The sequence below is a fragment of the Klebsiella indica genome, assembly GCF_005860775.1.
In the GTDB taxonomy this organism is placed as follows: domain Bacteria; phylum Pseudomonadota; class Gammaproteobacteria; order Enterobacterales; family Enterobacteriaceae; genus Klebsiella; species Klebsiella indica.
The window spans coordinates 255,951-273,171 of sequence record NZ_VCHQ01000005.1 but is presented as its reverse complement, the minus strand read 5'-3'; the positions used below and the strand labels follow the sequence as shown (position 1 = coordinate 273,171).

General features: G+C 54.7%; 12 protein-coding genes. 5 read left to right on the top strand and 7 right to left on the bottom strand.

The window, feature by feature from the left end; translation table 11 throughout:
* Positions 1-70 precede the first annotated feature (70 nt).
* Entirely contained in the window at positions 71-1,981 is a 1,911-nt protein-coding gene (locus FE839_RS04650) for a PTS mannitol transporter subunit IICBA (protein WP_138359614.1), read from the bottom strand.
* Positions 1,982-2,508: 527 nt separating this feature from the next.
* Between FE839_RS04650 and FE839_RS04645 the strand changes: the two genes are divergently transcribed.
* The 4 genes from FE839_RS04645 (at position 2,509) to aldB (ending at position 8,691) form a co-directional block, all read left to right on the top strand.
* Entirely contained in the window at positions 2,509-3,117 is a 609-nt protein-coding gene (locus FE839_RS04645; protein ID WP_138359612.1) for a glutathione S-transferase, read from the top strand.
* A gap of 93 nt (positions 3,118-3,210) precedes the next feature.
* Entirely contained in the window at positions 3,211-4,599 is a 1,389-nt protein-coding gene (selA, locus tag FE839_RS04640) for an L-seryl-tRNA(Sec) selenium transferase (RefSeq protein ID WP_138359610.1), read from the top strand.
* Positions 4,596-6,455, top strand: coding sequence for a selenocysteine-specific translation elongation factor (gene selB / locus FE839_RS04635; RefSeq protein WP_138359608.1), 1,860 nt, complete (start codon positions 4,596-4,598; stop codon positions 6,453-6,455). The genes selA and selB overlap by 4 nt, the downstream gene beginning before the upstream one ends.
* 697 nt (positions 6,456-7,152) lie before the next feature.
* The gene (aldB, locus tag FE839_RS04625; protein ID WP_138359604.1) at positions 7,153-8,691 is read left to right on the top strand and encodes an aldehyde dehydrogenase AldB; all 1,539 of its coding nucleotides are present in this window, start codon (positions 7,153-7,155) and stop codon (positions 8,689-8,691) included.
* Between the two features lie 177 nt (positions 8,692-8,868).
* Here aldB and FE839_RS04620 read toward each other — a convergent pair whose 3' ends face one another.
* Together FE839_RS04620 and FE839_RS04615 are read right to left on the bottom strand one after the other, a co-directional pair.
* Positions 8,869-10,824 (bottom strand): glycoside hydrolase family 127 protein, encoded by a 1,956-nt coding sequence (locus FE839_RS04620; protein WP_138359602.1) that lies wholly within the window; start codon positions 10,822-10,824, stop codon positions 8,869-8,871.
* Between the two features lie 10 nt (positions 10,825-10,834).
* Positions 10,835-12,235 (bottom strand): MFS transporter, encoded by a 1,401-nt coding sequence (locus tag FE839_RS04615; RefSeq protein WP_138359600.1) that lies wholly within the window; start codon positions 12,233-12,235, stop codon positions 10,835-10,837.
* A 253-nt stretch (positions 12,236-12,488) separates the two neighbouring features.
* Between FE839_RS04615 and FE839_RS04610 the strand changes: the two genes are divergently transcribed.
* Positions 12,489-13,304: a helix-turn-helix domain-containing protein gene (locus FE839_RS04610; RefSeq protein WP_138359598.1), complete on the top strand. Its 816-nt coding sequence runs from the start codon at positions 12,489-12,491 to the stop codon at positions 13,302-13,304.
* A 142-nt stretch (positions 13,305-13,446) separates the two neighbouring features.
* On the opposite strand, the gene araD is transcribed toward FE839_RS04610, so the two are convergent.
* From araD to FE839_RS04590, 4 genes are read right to left on the bottom strand one after another with little or no spacing between them, the layout of a single operon-like run.
* The gene (gene araD, locus FE839_RS04605) at positions 13,447-14,145 is read right to left on the bottom strand and encodes an L-ribulose-5-phosphate 4-epimerase (RefSeq protein ID WP_138359596.1); all 699 of its coding nucleotides are present in this window, start codon (positions 14,143-14,145) and stop codon (positions 13,447-13,449) included.
* Positions 14,139-14,999 (bottom strand): L-ribulose-5-phosphate 3-epimerase, encoded by an 861-nt coding sequence (locus FE839_RS04600; RefSeq protein WP_138359594.1) that lies wholly within the window; start codon positions 14,997-14,999, stop codon positions 14,139-14,141. Before FE839_RS04600 ends, araD begins: the two co-directional genes overlap by 7 nt.
* Positions 14,992-15,654, bottom strand: coding sequence for a 3-keto-L-gulonate-6-phosphate decarboxylase UlaD (gene ulaD, locus FE839_RS04595; protein WP_138359592.1), 663 nt, complete (start codon positions 15,652-15,654; stop codon positions 14,992-14,994). Before ulaD ends, FE839_RS04600 begins: the two co-directional genes overlap by 8 nt.
* Positions 15,651-17,156, bottom strand: coding sequence for an FGGY-family carbohydrate kinase (locus FE839_RS04590; protein WP_138359590.1), 1,506 nt, complete (start codon positions 17,154-17,156; stop codon positions 15,651-15,653). Before FE839_RS04590 ends, ulaD begins: the two co-directional genes overlap by 4 nt.
* Between the last annotated feature and the right edge of the window lie 65 nt (positions 17,157-17,221).

Here is a 17,221-nt window from a genome sequence, read left to right as displayed (position 1 = left end):
TAACCCTCTCCCAACGGGAGAGGGAATAGACCGCACTTGCGTTCATCCTCAGCAGAGGATGAGGCGGCGTTTACTTGTTCAGCAGCGAGAGGACTTCTTCGACGCTGGTGGTCTGTGCCAGACGCTCAATGACGGATTCATCGTCCAGCGCGTTAGTCAGGCTGGTGATCACCTGGATATGTTCGTTATTACGTGCCGCGATACCGATGACCAGACGGGCAACCTCATCCTCTTCTTCACCGAAACGCACGCCTTCCGGATACTGGCAGAACACGATACCGGTTTTCAGAACGCGATCCTTCGCTTCGATAGTGCCGTGCGGAACCGCGATGGACTCACCCAGGTAGGTCGAGGTCAGTTTTTCACGCTCCAGCATTGCCTGAACGTATTCCGGCTCGACATAACCCCCTTTTACCAGTTGTTCACCCGCGAACAGAATAGCGTCTTCTTTGGTGGCCGCTTTCTGACCGAGGAAGATGTTTTCCGCACCCAGTTTGAACAGATGGGTATCCGCCGCATCGAAGCTGTCTTGCAGACTGTCGCGAACTTTCTCTTCGTTATCCGTGTGACGCTGGGCCGCCACCAGGCGTTCGGTCAGGCTGGTATACAGGCCGCTGTCGAGGAAGTTGGTCAACGAAATATGCTGCGCTTGCGGCACCTGGCGCATCGCGCGTTCGGTCAGGTCGCGGTGAGTGATGACCAGGTCAACATCCGGCGGCAGGTTGTTAATCGCACAGTTGGTGACGGAGATATTGCTCAGCCCGGCATCCTGTACTTTCTTACGCAGCACGCCTGCGCCCATGGCGCTGGAGCCCATACCGGCGTCGCAGGCGACGATGATTTTACGCACATGGCTGAGGTCGTTCGTGACATCGCCTGTGGACAGCGGAGTCGCTGCGCCTTTGGACTGCGCTTTCATGTCCTGCATACGACGGGTCGCTGTTTCGATATCATCTTCTTCTTTGACTTTACTGGTTTTCAGCAGAATCGCCGAGATCACGAAGGAGACGGCCATCGCGGCAATAATCGCCGTGATGTTAGCGAAATAGGCTCCTTTCGGCGTCATCGCCAGTACGGCGAGGATTGAGCCCGGAGAGGCCGGAGAAACCAGACCGCCGTTGAGGATAGTCAGAGTAAACACACCGGTCATACCGCCGAGGATAACGGCCAGAATCAGACGCGGGTTCATCAGCACGTACGGGAAGTAGATTTCGTGAATACCGCCGAGGAAATGGATGATTGCCGCACCGCCCGCAGACTGCTTAGCGCTGCCGCGGCCAAAAAACATGTATGCCAGCAGGACGCCCATACCCGGACCCGGGTTAGCTTCAATCAGGAAGAAGATAGATTTGCCGAGTTCATGAGACTGCTGGATGCCCAGCGGCGAGAAGATACCGTGGTTGATGGCGTTGTTAAGGAACAGGATTTTCGCCGGTTCAACAAAGATGGATGCCAGCGGCAGCATGTCGTGCGCCACCATGAAGTTAACGCCCGCAGCCAGGATTTTGGACAGGACTTCAACCGCCGGACCGATACCGAGGAACGCCAGGATGGCGAGGATCATACCGATAATACCGGCGGAGAAGTTATTCACCAGCATCTCAAAACCGGATTTAATCTTACCATCTACCCAAACGTCGAATTTCTTGATGGCCCAGCCACCCAGAGGACCCGCGATCATCGAGCCGAGGAACATCGGCATATCCGCGCCGACGATGACGCCCATAGTGGTAATTGCGCCGACTACGCCGCCGCGTTCGCCGCCAACCAGTTTACCGCCGGTATAACCGATCAACAGCGGTAACAGATAGGTGATCATCGGACCCACCAGCTTCGCCAGCGTTTCGTTCGGTAACCATCCTGTTGGAATAAATAGTGCGGTGATAATACCCCACGCGATAAACGCGCCGATATTTGGCATCACCATATTGCTGAGAAAACGACCAAAGCTTTGCACTTTGATCTTGATATCGGATGACATAAAACACCCCTTCTTCTGTTTTTGCTATCGGCAGGCTGAAAGCCCGAGGCTTGTTGTTAATGTGGCGGCAGAGGTAGCCGGGCCCGGATTGATAGTGCGAAATCTGGCACTGAATTGTTACGCTGTCCAGTTAGTGGGCTTTTATGTGATTTGCATCACATAAATATAGGTTAGTAGTGGGTCTGTATAGTGACTTGCGTCACAAAAATTGAGTGTAAAAAAACAACAGGAGGGAGTTTTAGAGCAAAAAACACACTTTTATGTGATATGTATCACAAATATTTTTTATGAGTTTGTTATTTATTTGTGATTTACATCACAAAATATATCCCCACGGATTTTCCCTGATGTGATCCTGGGCAGATTATGCCGCGTCTAATATGAGGATATGTAACTCAGTAACTTGATCCACTAAAGGACATTTTAGCCATCATGGCGAAAACGGCAGGGTAAATTACGTTCGGTTTGTCGGTTTTTTACTACGGTCTGCGCCATACTTACTTTTTTGTTGGCGAAAGGAGCAGGCAATGAAACTGATCGGCAGCTACACCAGTCCCTTTGTGCGCAAAATTTCCGTCATGTTGCTGGAAAAAGCGATCCCTTTCGAGTTCGTCAACGAATTTCCTTATAACGACGCCAATCGTGTGGCGAAATACAATCCGCTGGGAAAAGTGCCTGCGCTGGTTACCGACGACGGTGAATGTTGGTATGACTCCCCCATTATCGCTCAATACCTGGAGCAGCTTGGCATTGCGCCTGCTATGCTGCCCGCGGAGCCGAAAGCCGCGCTGAAAATGCGTCAAATTGAAGCGCTGGCAGATGGCGTGATGGAAGCAGCGCAGGCGCTGGTGCGGGAGAAAATGCGCCCGGCGACGCAGCAGTTAGAAAGCGAACTGCTGCGCCAACGGGAAAAAGTTACGCGTGGTCTTGATGCCCTGGAAGGCTATGCAAATGACGGTATTTTACGTCCCGATGAGGTGAATCTGGCGACCATTTCCACGGCCTGCGCCATTGCTTATCTTAATATTCGCCGCGTTGCGCCGGGCTGGTGCGCGACACGGCCTAAGCTGGTTAAACTGGTGGATTCACTCTTCCAGCGCCCCAGTTTTGCGCGCACTGAACCGCCAGGGAGTTGACCCAGGCAGGTAACAGTTTTTGCGCGAAGGTATTACAATTGCTGCTCATTTATTGACTCCCTCTCCCGTCGGGAGGGGAAAACAGGTTCATTCATGACTACCGAGATTCGTGCACTGTATACCCGGCTTCCGGCCATTGACCGTTTACTCCATGCTCCGGCGTTTTCCTCGTTGCTGATGCAGTATGGTCACTCGCAGACGGTTACGCTGCTACGTCAGATGCTGGATGAGGCAAGGGAACATATTCGTCAGAGACATGCGCTGCCGGTCTGGTGTGACGACTGGCTGCTGGAAACCGCCCGGCGTCTGGCGCAAACGCAGCAGAGTGCGCTGCGCCCGGTTTTCAACCTGACGGGCACCGTACTGCATACCAATCTTGGCCGTGCGCTTCAGGCAGAAGCGGCGATTGCAGCCGTTGCCCAGGCCATGCGCGCGCCGGTGACGCTGGAATACGATCTCGAGGATGCCGGACGCGGCCACCGGGACCGGGCGCTGGCCGACCTGCTTTGTCGGATAACCGGTGCGGAAGATGCTTGCATCGTCAATAACAACGCGGCGGCGGTGCTGCTCATGCTGGCGGCCATCGCCGGCGGTAATGAAGTTGTGGTATCGCGGGGTGAGCTGGTAGAGATTGGCGGTGCGTTTCGCATTCCTGACGTGATGCGCCAGGCGGGCTGCATCCTGCATGAAGTCGGTACCACTAATCGTACCCATGGGGAAGATTATCGTCAGGCCGTCAATGACAATACCGGTTTGCTGATGAAAGTTCACACCAGCAACTACAGCATTGAGGGCTTTACGAAAGCGGTTGATGAGGTGGCGCTGGCGGAAATTGGCCGCGAGCTGAATATCCCGGTTGTCGCCGATCTTGGCAGCGGCTCGCTGGTGGATTTAAGCCGCTACGGCTTGCCAAAAGAGCCAATGCCCCAGGAGATGATTGCCGCGGGCATCAGCCTGGTGAGCTTTTCCGGGGATAAACTACTGGGCGGCCCGCAGGCGGGAATTATCGTCGGTAAGAAAGCGCTGATCGCGCGTTTACAGAGCCATCCGCTGAAACGTGCGCTGCGGGCGGATAAAATGACGCTCGCGGCGCTGGAAGCCACGCTACGCCTCTATCTGCACCCGGAGACACTGGCCGCTGAACTGCCGACGCTACGTCTGTTGACCCGCCCCGTAGACGAGATTCGCCAGCTGGGCGAACGTATACAAGCCGCGCTGGCGGAATATTACCCAGATTTTGTACTGCGGGTAGAACCCTGTTTGTCGCAGATTGGCAGCGGTTCGTTGCCAGTGGACCGGTTACCCAGCGCGGCATTGACGTTTACCCCGTGCAATGGCCGCGGTAGCCAGCTGGAGGCGTTGACGGTTCGCTGGCGTCGGCTTCCGGTGCCGGTTATTGGCCGGGTTTATGATGGTCGACTGTGGCTGGATCTCCGCTGTCTTGAGGATGAAACCCGGTTTATGGAGATGTTAGCGAAATGATTATTGCCACTGCCGGACATGTTGACCACGGCAAAACCACGTTGCTGCAGGCGATTACCGGTATCAATGCCGATCGCCTGCCGGAAGAGAAAGCGCGCGGAATGACTATCGACCTCGGCTACGCCTACTGGCCGCAGCCCGATGGCCGAGTGCTGGGATTTATTGACGTGCCGGGTCATGAAAAGTTTTTGTCCAACATGCTGGCTGGCGTCGGCGGCATCGATCATGCGCTGCTGGTGGTGGCTTGTGATGATGGGGTGATGGCGCAGACGCGTGAACATCTGGCGATCCTTCAGCTTACGGGTAAGCCGAGGTTAACGGTCGCGCTCACCAAATCTGACCGCGTTGAGGCCGGGCGGGTTGAGGAAGTGAAAAGGGAAATCGACGCGGTGCTGGCCGAATTCGGTTTTACTGCTGCGAGCCTGTTTGTTACCGCAGCGACGGAAAACCAGGGCATTGCCGAACTACGCGATCATTTACTGCGACTTTCCGCGCGGCCGCATCCGCAGCATCAGCGTTTCCGCCTTGCTATCGACCGGGCGTTTAGCGTAAAAGGCGCGGGTCTGGTGGTCACCGGAACGGCGCTTTCCGGCGAGGTGAATGTGGGGGATACGCTGTGGCTGACTGGTGTGGATAAGCCGATGCGCGTGCGTGGTCTGCATGCGCAGAATCAGCCGGTCGGGAAGGCCCAGGCGGGCCAACGCATTGCCCTGAATATTGTGGGTGATGCGCAAAAAGAGCAACTGAATCGCGGCGACTGGCTGCTTTCCGTACAGCCACCGGAAGCCAGCGAACGCGTAATTGTCGAGCTGCAGTGCCACACGCCGCTCGGTCAGTGGCAACCGCTACATATCCATCATGCAGCCAGCCATATCACTGGCCGCGTGTCACTGCTGGAGGGGGCGCTGGCGGAACTGGTTTTCGACTGCCCGCTGTGGCTGGCGGATAACGATCGTCTGGTGCTGCGCGATATCTCCGCCCGTCAGACGCTGGCTGGCGCGCGGGTGGTGGCGCTCAATCCGCCGCGACGAGGCAAGCGTAAGGCAGAATACATACAGTGGCTGCACACGCTGGCCGCTGCGCAAAGCGATGATGCCAGCGCGCTGGAGATCCATCTGCAACGTGATGCGGTTCATCTTGATGATTTTGCCTGGGCGCGTCAGCTAAGCGACGAGGGGCTACAGGCGCTAAGTCACCGTCCTGACTATCTGCAGGCGGGGAATCGTTTACTCAGCGCGCCACTGGCTGCGCGCTGGCAGCGGAAACTGCTCGACGCCCTGGCGCGTTATCATGACCAGCATCGCGATGAGCCGGGACCGGGCCGCGAGCGTCTGCGGCGTATTGCGCTGCCGATGGAAGATGAAGCCCTGGTGCTGCTGCTGATTGAGCAGATGCGCGAAAGCGGAATGGTCCATAGTCACCACGGCTGGCTGCATTTACCGGATCATAAGGCGGGGTTTACCGACGAGCAGCAGGTGATCTGGCTGCGGGTTGCCGGGCTGTTTGCTGATGAACCCTGGTGGGTTCGCGATCTGGCGCGGGAGGCTAACGTTGAAGAGGCATTAATGCGCGCAGTGTTACGCCAGGCGGCGCAGCAGGGGATGATTACCGCGATCGTCAAAGATCGCTACTACCGTAACGATCGGATTGTGACGTTCGCCAGAATGATCCGCGAACTGGATCAGGAAAGGGGGTCTACCTGCGCGGCCGATTTTCGCGATCGATTGGGAGTGGGACGAAAGCTCGCTATTCAGATCCTGGAATATTTTGACCGCATCGGTTTTACCCGCCGTCGTGGCAACGATCATTTATTACGTGATGCGTTACTATTTCCGGTTAAACGAGGAAACGATTAATTTAAGATGTTTGATAAAACGTGCTTTTATCGCATTGCCCTGTAACCAGCGCCGCTGGCTCGGGCCTGAGTGAAATTCATAACATGATGATATTGTTGGCTTCCCATGATGGGTAAGGCGTCAGCCGGGGGAAATACCCGCACATTTTCTCAACAGGCACATTAAAATATGAACTTAATGTGCCTTTTATATTATCAGAACGTTAAATAATAACAACGATCACGTTTTTAAAGAATATTCACTCGTATTCTGCCTGTCTAATTGCAGTGATTGAGGATAGTACAATGGCTGCTTCAACATTTTTTATTCCTTCCTCGAATGTAATCGACGCCGGTTCATTAATAGAAACAATGAATACCATGGTGGAAAGGCGTTTGCGCCACACATTCATTGCTACGGATGATAAGTCGAAAAAATCAGGCATGACTGAAATATTCAGAATGCATTTCAGGCATTCGATATTTCAGCGTTATTTATGATGGGCATGCCGAAATCGTCGCGATCTCTCGTTGCGCGATGCCATTAACTGGCGGATGGCGAGGCCTGTGAAGGGGATGTTTGCTCAGGCTGGATAAATGGTAAGGCCCACCCGGTACATCAATATCGGCCACTCCGAATAACGTGACCGCAGTCGTAATGCTGTAATCAATTGGCGAATATCTCGCCATCGTTATACCCCTACTGCAAGGAGACGTCCATGACAAATAATTCCCCTGCAACACATATTCAACCCGGTGAATATGGATTCCCTCTGAAATTAAAGGCTCGCTATGACAACTTCATTGGTGGGGAGTGGGTAGCGCCTGCCGACGGTGAGTACTATCAGAATCTGACGCCGGTCACCGGGCAGCCGCTCTGTGAAGTTGCCTCTTCAGGTAAAAGGGACATTGACCTTGCCCTCGACGCTGCCCATAAAGCGAAAGATAAATGGGCCCAGACTTCCGTACAGGATCGCGCGGCGATTCTGTTCAAGATTGCCGATCGTATGGAGCAAAATTTAGAGCTGCTGGCGACGGCCGAAACCTGGGATAACGGTAAGCCGATCCGTGAAACCATCGCGGCTGATGTGCCGTTGGCAATTGATCATTTCCGCTATTTTGCCTCCTGTATTCGTGCTCAGGAAGGCGGGATCAGCGAAGTGGACAGCGAAACCGTCGCCTATCATTTCCATGAACCGCTTGGCGTGGTCGGGCAAATTATCCCGTGGAACTTCCCCCTGCTGATGGCGAGCTGGAAAATGGCGCCAGCGCTGGCGGCGGGCAACTGCGTGGTGCTTAAACCGGCGCGTCTGACGCCCCTTTCGGTCCTGTTGCTGATGGAGATCGTTGGCGATCTGCTCCCTCCTGGCGTGGTTAACGTTGTGAATGGCGCGGGGGGCGAGATTGGTGAATATCTGGCAACCTCGAAGCGCATAGCAAAAGTTGCCTTTACTGGTTCGACGGAAGTCGGACAGCAGATCATGCAGTACGCCACGCAAAACATTATTCCGGTTACGCTGGAACTGGGCGGTAAATCGCCGAATATCTTCTTTGCCGATGTCATGGACGAAGAGGATTCGTTCTTCGATAAGGCGCTGGAAGGTTTTGCATTATTTGCCTTTAACCAGGGGGAGGTCTGTACCTGCCCGAGTCGGGCACTGGTGCAGGAATCTATTTATGAACGCTTTATGGAACGGGCAATTCGCCGCGTGGAGAGCATTCGCTGCGGTAACCCGCTGGACAGTGTGACGCAGATGGGCGCGCAGGTTTCCCATGGTCAACTGGAAACGATCCTCAATTATATTGATATCGGTAAGAAAGAGGGCGCGGATGTGCTGACCGGCGGGCGACGTAAACAACAGGAAGGTGAACTGAAGGAGGGGTATTATCTTGAGCCCACCGTCCTGTTTGGTAACAACAATATGCGTGTTTTCCAGGAGGAGATCTTTGGCCCGGTGCTGGCCGTCACCACCTTTAAAACGATGGAGGAGGCGCTGGAAATCGCCAACGATACTCAGTACGGCCTCGGTGCCGGGGTCTGGAGCCGAAACGGCAATCTGGCTTATAAAATGGGGCGTGGAATTCAGGCCGGACGCGTATGGACTAACTGCTATCACGCCTATCCGGCGCATGCCGCATTTGGCGGCTACAAGCTGTCGGGGATTGGGCGCGAGACACATAAGATGATGCTGGATCACTACCAGCAAACCAAGTGTCTGCTGGTGAGTTATTCGGAGAAACCGCAGGGACTGTTTTAAGCGTGAAGCCCCTGGCGGACGGCGTGTCCGTCAGGGGGAAAGTTAAGCAAGCACCTTAATTTGCCAGGGGGAAAACCCGGTAAGCCTGAAATGCCTGATAGCGAATCGCATATCAGGCTTGTAGAGAAAATGCCACTGGCCAAATATTGCTAAGCGCTTATCCGGCACGCTAAATTATCACTCTTCATTAACCCAGATACGCATTTCCCCCTCGCCACGGTTGGCCCAACTGAACCAGGGGATGAACGTCAGCGTTTGTGGCTGGCGGGAAGATGGCGTGTTATCGTAGTGCCATAAGGTCTTCTGTTGCGCATCGGCAACGCTCTGCTTCACGCCTTCCGCCTGTATCAGCATTTTGTGTGCAAATAGCCCTTTGCCTTCGAAGACCTGGAAATCACTCTCTTTTGGTAACCACAGATTGTGCAATTCCTCGCCGTTATCTGCCTGTTCGAGGCAATAGACCAGCGGTCCGCGCTGAATAGCAACTTTACCAGCCACATGGCGCAGCAGTGGGTTGCCGTACACGCGGCGTACCGGCATTGGCAGTGTTAACAGAAGCGTATCGCCTTCTTGCCAGGTTCGGGTAATGTGCAGATAGCCCTTACGTATATCTTGCGCAACCTCCACTCCGTTCAGCGTTACCTTTGCATTCGTACACCAGTCCGGCAGACGCAGTGCCAGGGTATGCGTGATCGGTGAGGATGAGTCGATGACAATTTTTACCTGCCCCTGCCACGGATAGTTACCGTTGATACGTAGGCGCAGCGTTCCATCGTTTACCGGGATCTCAGCATTGTTGCCGACATACAAATTGATGTATAGCGCGTCTTTATGTGGCGTGTAGATATAGTGTCCCAGCGAGGTTAGCACGCGGGCGATATTCGGTGGACAGCAGGCACAGCCGAACCAGCGCTGGCGAACGGGCTTTACGTGATCGTAAATATGATTAAATTTTAACGATTTCGGATGCACCTCCAGAGGATTCACGTAGAAGAAATGTTTACCGTCGAGCGCCATTCCGCCGAGCACAGTGTTATACAGCGCGCGTTCCATCACATCGGCGTACTGGCTGTCAGCCTCCATTTCTACCATCCGGCGGGCAAACATCATCAGGCCGATGGAGGCGCAGCTTTCCGCATACACCGTGTCGTTTGGCAGATCGTAGTCACAACTGAAGGCTTCCCCGCTGCTTTGCGAACCTATACCACCGGTGATATACAACTGACGCTGAGCCATATTTTTCCACAGTCGCAGGCAATCCTGACGTTTGCCTTCATCCTGATTTAAACGAGCAAGATGGGCAACACCGGTCATCAGGTAGACAAAGCGAACCGCATGGCCGATGGCGACAGTTTGCCTGGAGAGCGGTTCATGCGCCTGGCTGTAGGGTTTATCTTTTATCATCCATGCCGGGCCGTAGGTGTGCCAGTAGGATGTTTTACCGCGTTTTTCATATTCGATATCGTAAAAATGCGGCTGCGTTCCACGCGCCTCAACAAAGTAGTTCACCAGCGCCATGTAGCGCGGCTCCTGAGTTACATCGTACAGACGCATCAACGCCAGCTCGATTTCCGGGTGTCCAGGGTAGCCGTGTAACTGGTTCTCGCCGGAGCCAAATATGCGGTCAATATGATCCGCCAGCCGACAGACCACTTCCAGCAAACGGCGTTTGCCGGTGGCCTGGAAGAAGGCGACGCCCGCTTCAATCATATGCCCGGCGCAATACAGTTCGTGGCACTCAGCGAGGTTAGTCCAACGCTCCGTTGGCGCTTTAACCGTAAAGTAGGTATTCAGATAGCCATCTTCGCACTGGGCGGCAGCGATGAGCTCAATGACTTCATCGGCGGTCTTTTCAAGCCCGACGTCCGGCTTCTGGCACAGTGACCAGGCGACGGCCTCGAGCCATTTGGCCACATCGCTATCCTGAAAGACCATGCCGTAAAATTCCCCGCCCTGTAGTCCGGCGGCGATACGGAAATTTTCTATCGCATGGCTCGGATCAGCTTCCGGGATGCGATCATTAAGTGCATCCCACTGATAGGGAATCACCACATCACGCACCAGTTGTTGGTACTGGCCGAGAAACGGGTCATTGATTTTCAGTTTGTGCAGATCGACTTCCGTAACAGACATGACAGACTCCTTAAGACTGAACGTGACGCGTGCGCAGGTCGCTGGAAATGCGCGCCATCATAGGATTATTGAGCTTGCAGGCACGAATGGAAAAAGCCAGCAGCAGATGGAACAGAGCAGGCAGAAGGGTTTCCATTGAGGTGATGCCGGTCAGCGATAATGCCGTTTGGTTGGCTACTCCCGGATGATATGCCACGTAGATAAAGACAAGACTGATAATGCCGGCACTGGAGGCCCATGCCAGCTTGATGAAGAACAGATTAAAGGCGAAGTTCATGCCTGAAGAGCGTACGCCGGTTTTCCATTCGCCGTAGTCGTCGGAGAAGGCCATCAGCGAAAAGTGCAGCGGTAGGGTGAAGCCGAGAATAATGCCGTTGCCGAGGATGACTATCAGCCACAGGGCCTGGTATGCCGGGCCAGTTGGCAAAAACCACATCATGATGGCTATCACTGCTAATACCAGGTTGGTGTAATAGTAGAGTTTGACGGTATCAAAGCGGCGTGACAGCAGATTGATGATGACCGAGCCGAAAATTGATGCGAAGGTCACCATGGTGAAAAACAGGGAGGTATAACCGGTAGAACCTCCCAGTACGTAGGTAATAAAGTACATGTAGCCGCCGCCGCGGATATTAAAGACGTTGATCAGCAAAAACGACATCACCAGCATCAGCAGTAGCTGGTCGTTCTTACGCAACCCGGCGATATGTTCGCGCAGGGTAAACTTACCCATCACGTCCAGCGAGACGCGTTCACGAACCCAGAAGAAACAGCACAGGAACATCACCACCGCAATGGCACAGAGTACGCCGACGCCATACTGATAACCCTGGGCGGTATTACCGTGGCCAAGCGCCTTTACCAGCCAGGGAAGTCCAACGGAGACCAAAAAACCCGCTACGCCGCACAGGACAAAACGCCATGCCTGGCATGAGATAACCTCGGTATGACGAGTGGTCATGGTGTTGATTAGCGCGCAGTACGGCACGTTTATCGCGGTATAGCTCACCGACAGCAGCAAATAGGTGCCGAATGCCCAGGCGATCTTCATCCCCATACCGGCGTCAGGCACGGTAAACGTCAGGACGCCGATAACGCCAATGGGTAATGCGATCCACAATTGCCAGGGACGAAAGCGCCCCCAGCGGCTTTGGGTTCGGTCAGCCAGTACGCCCATGATGGGGTCGGAAATGGCGTCAAAAACGCGCAGGGCCAGAAACAGAGTCCCGACTAGCGCGGGCGTCAGGCCAAAAACATCAGTGTAGAAAAAAGTCAGAAAGTTCATGATCAGGCAGGTAATGATTGTCCCGCCCGCATCGCCTAATCCATAACCGATTTTTTCGCGGAGGGATAATTTGTCGTCCTGAGCACGTTGTGCCAAATCGTTTGTCGTAATCGGAGCCGAAGTCATAAATAACTCCCGGATGTGATGTGCGGAAAATCATCCCGCTGAGATGCGGGCTTTTATTGTGTAATTTGCAAAGTACGCTATTTATTCTGCACTAAATATTGTGAGCAACAAGGGAATGAAAAAGTATAAAAAGATGACGATTCCGACTTAATTAAAAAAGTGTGATTTTGATCCAGGATAACGCTATTTTAGCGTGAATAATCAAAGATAATCAGGGTTTTTTATGATGCGGAAAGCGGAAAATTGAATATCTATGCTTGAATTATCCATGTTTCTTCCGGTTAAGGTACAAAACGGCGGGTTGTTTATTTCCCGCGGTATCGGTAGCCATCCGGCGCGCCAGCTTCATTCCTGGGAAATAATTTTTGTCGAAAAAGGGATATTAACGATTCGCGAAAACAACACTGTTTTTAGCGTGAGTTCCGGAGAAAGTTTGCTACTCTGGCCGCAACGTTTACATGTTGGTATCGGGCAATTTCCGGCAGATTTAAAATTCTACTGGCTGCATTTTGAAGTAACGACTGAAGGACACACTTCATTACCTGAACCATTGCTATCTATCCGGCAGCACACGCGAGTCAGTGAGCCTCAGTATATTATTTCACTGTTCCGGCAATTCTTACGCGAACAGGAAAATATTCATCGTAGCGTCGCGCTGGAATTGATCTTGTTGTTAATTCTGCAGCAAATTTCGGCGGCAGCAAGTGAACAACCCATTGATACTCCCGGTAATGCGCTGGCATGGAAAGCGCAGCAAATTATTCTTACTCAGTTTCATCTGCCCATTTCCGCTTCGACGCTAGCGAAAGAGTTGCACTGTAATGCTGATTATCTGGGACGTGTTTATCGTCATGTTTTCCGTCTGACGTTAACTGAAGCGCTGCACCGTCAGCGGGTGAGGGCAGCGGAAAAGCTGCTTATCAGTGATTCCTTATCACTTACGGAGGTGGCGACGAAATGTGGTTTTAATGACGTCGGCTATTTCCGCAAAATTTTCCGCAAGCACACCAGTCTGACTCCGGCAGCGTGGAAGCGTCTTTACTGCAAAGAGCATGTGAATTCGGCGTAGGTGATGCCTCCTTTTGTAGAGGAGGCTGAGAGTTTAGATGTAGATAGTCCCTACACTTCTACCGAACAGCGAGTGGGGCCTTGTTTTACCCACGAATCCAGATATTGCCTGTAGTCCTGTCCAGGAGAAGCTTCTGCGGGCATCAGTTTTGCCCGTAATAGGCGTTCGCGCCGTGTTTACGCAGATAATGTTTGTCGAGCAATTCTGGCTGCATATCCGGTAGCTGCGGCGTGAGCTGGCGGGAAAACAGCCCCATATAGGCGCACTCCTCAAGCACCACGGCGTTATGCACGGCGTCAGCGGCGTCTTTCCCCCAGGCGAATGGCCCGTGTGAATGGACTAATACCGCCGGGATCTGCATTGGGTTCAGACCGCGTTCTTCAAAAGTTTTGATGATTACCTCGCCCGTCTGGTATTCGTATTCCCCTTTAATTTCCTCCACGGTCATCAGCCGGGTACAGGGGATTGCGCCATAGAAATAGTCGGCATGCGTGGTGCCCCAGGCGGGCAGGTCAAGACCCGCCTGCGACCAGATCGTTGCATGGCGGGAATGGGTATGTACAATTCCGCCGATCTGCGGATAACGACGATAGAGCGCCAGATGCGTCGGCGTATCGGACGAGGGCTTTTTGCTGCCTTCAACGACCTTGCCGCTGGCGATCTCCACCACCACCATATCGTCGGCGGTCATGACGTCATATTCAACGCCGGAAGGTTTAATGACCATCAGTTTTCGCGTTTCATCGACGGCGCTGACGTTACCCCAGGTGAATGTCACCAGATGGTGTGCCGGAAGCGCCAGATTGGCTGCCAGCACCTCGGCTTTTAACTGCTCTAACATGTGAATCCTCCTTCCTGCATACGCGCTTCTATCCAGCGCCGCGCCTGGATAATTTCCAGCACCGGCTCTTTGGCCTTTTCCGTCCACATCTCAATCAAAAACGCGCCACGGTAGTTCAGCTCATGCAGCGTTTTGAAGATGCCTACAAAATCCACGCACCCTTCGCCGAACGGCACGTCGCGGAACTGACCGGGGCTGTTCTCTGTCACCGGCTGCGTGTCTTTCAGGTGGATGGCGGCGATGCGGTCAATACCGAGCTTCAGCTCAGCGGCGACGTCGTTGCCCCAGGCGCTGAGATTGCCGACATCCGGGTAAACGCTAAACCACGGCGAGGCGAGCAGCGCGTCCCATTTTTTCCATTTGCTGATGGAGTTAATAAAGGCGGTGTCCATGATCTCCACCGCCAGCATCACCTGCGCTGCTGCGGCTTGCTCCACCGCCCACGCCAGCCCTTCGGCAAAGCGTTGTTGCGTACCTTCGTCATGTTCTTCGTAATAGACGTCATAACCCGCCAGTTGAATGGTGCGGATACCCAGATCGCGCGCCAGGTGAATCGCTTTGGTCATGATGTCGCGCGCCCGCTGGCGTACGGCTTCATCGCGACTGCCGAAGGGAAAGCGACGATGCGCGGACAGGCACATTGACGGGATGGCCACGCCGGTTTCCAGCATGGCGGTCACCAGCGACGCCCGCTGCGTGGGGCTCCAGTCCAGGCGCGACAGGCGTTCGTCGGTCTCATCCACCGACATTTCGACAAAGTCAAAGGCGCAGCTTTTCGCCAGCACCAGGCGCTCCGGCCAACTGAGGTCTTTTGCCAGCGCTTTTTCATAGATACCTAACGGATGATTACGCATGCTGCTCTCCCCAGATGGCGTTAATTTGCGTGTGGAACCCGGCAGCAACCTGTGCCGGATGCGCCGCCCCTGCCAGCGCGCGTCCGGCGATAAATGCTTTGACGCGAATATCTTTAAACAACGGCAGATCGGCAGGCGTAATGCCGCCGGTAATCGACAGCTCCAGGCCAATATCAGAAAGCGCCTTCATCCGTGCCAGATCCGCGTCTCCCCACTGCTGTCCGCTGGCCTGCGCGTCGCGCCCACGGTGGTAAATCGCCTGGCGCACACCGGTGCGATACCAGGCGCGGGCATCGTCCAGCGTCCAGTTGCCGAACAGCTCCATCTGAATTTCACCGCCGCAGGATTGCGCGACGGCATGGCCTTTTTCCACCGTGGCGAGCGGCGCCGCACAGATAATCGTCATCCAGTTGGCGCCGGTGGCAAAAGCCTGCTGCGCGAGCGTTTCACCCGCATCGGCCACCTTCCAGTCGGCAACGATGATTTTATCCGGGCACTGGGCGCGCAGCGCTTTCACCGCGCCCAGCCCCTCGGTTAAGCAGAGGATGGTGCCAGCCTCAACGATATCGACGTGGTTCTGTAACAGGGCGACATCGCGAAGCGCCGCCTGAAGGTTGGTGTGGTCGAGCGCCAGTTGCAGTAATGGTCGGCTCATAATGCGTGCTCCTTAATGCGGGCGTGGTAGCCCTGTAATGCCTGAATCAAATCCTGGTATTGGTGGTATTTGCGCTGATAAAGACGGTGTGCGGCCATGTCGGGCATCAGCGTGCGTACCGGGTGCCGTAAGGCGTGCTGAGCCTCGCTGAAACTGCGGTATACGCCGGTGCCGACGCGGGCGGCGAGCGCGGCGCCAAAGCAGCCGGTCTCTTCAACCTGCGGCAGTTCGATGCGCAGGCCGCTGACATCCGCCAGCATCTGCATCCAGACGTCGGAGTGCGCCGGGCCGCCGGTTACGCGCAGGGTGTGCGCCTCAGTAAAGCGTTCGCGCATACGGTTGAGATGGGTCATGTGGCTGAACACCACCCCTTCGTAAATGGCCTGTAGCAGATGCGCGCGGGTATGCAGCGCCTGCATGCCGTAAAAGCCGCAGGTCATCTCCAGCCCGGCATTGCTGCCGTACAGAAACGGCAGGAAAAAGAGCTCGCCGCTCGCTTTCGGTTGGCTGGCGACGGCCTGGTTGATCTCGTCAAAAGAGAGTTCGCCCCACTGGGCGGTAAACCATTCAAGATTGCCGGAGGAGGTAGGGCTGGCTTCGTGAACGATGTACTGCCCGTCGTTGACGTAGCGGCCATAGACATAAGGGTGCGCTTCGTGGTCGCGCAACCCCTCGGTGATCCCGCTGGTCACCGCCCAGGTGCCCATCACCGCGTTGAGGGTGAATTCATCTTCAATACCGGCGCAGAGCGCGGTGGAAACCACGTCAAACAGACCGCCGACGACGGGCGTGCCCGCCTTCAGACCGGTGATGGCGGCTGCCTGAGCAGTGATCTCCCCGCATATTTCGGCTGACCCCATAATGGGGGGCAGCGTATCGTCGATTTCACTGATGCCCAACCATTGGGTCAGGCGCGGGTCATACTGCCCGCTGCTCATGTTGTAGAGGTTGGACTCAGAAATGTTGCTCTCTTCGCACCCTTTTATGCCGGTTAAGCGCCAGCGCAGATAGTCATGCCCCATCATCACGCAGCCAATTTGTGCGTAACGTTGAGGGTCGTTCTCTTTAATCCAGCGCAGCAGAGAGGCGGGATGCCCGGTCCACAGCGTCTGGCGGGTAACGGGGTAAAGCTGTTCAGGAATGCCGTCCTGCTGCCAGCGCTGGACAATCTTTAGCGCCCGGCGGTCGGAAGAGAGAATGGCGCTGCCCAGCGGCTGATCCTGCCTGTCGAGCAGAAACAGCCCTTTACCCTGAGCGGAGATACCGACGCCTTTAATTTGCTCGCCGGAGATGCCTGTACGCTGCAAAAGCCCGGCAATGGTGGCTGCACACTGTTGCCAGAGCTGGTGCATGTCGCGTTCGGCGTAACCCGGCAGTGGCGTTGCCGTCTGTAACGACTGCCGGTTGATCCCATGCTCATGACCTTTGGCGTCATACAAACCGGCTTTCAGATAAGTACCACCACAATCGATGCCCAGCCAGAAGGCCTCTTTCTCTCTCATCTTTCATGTCTCATTTTTGCCGGATGGCGCCACGCTTATCCGGCCTACGGGTTTTGTAGGCCCGG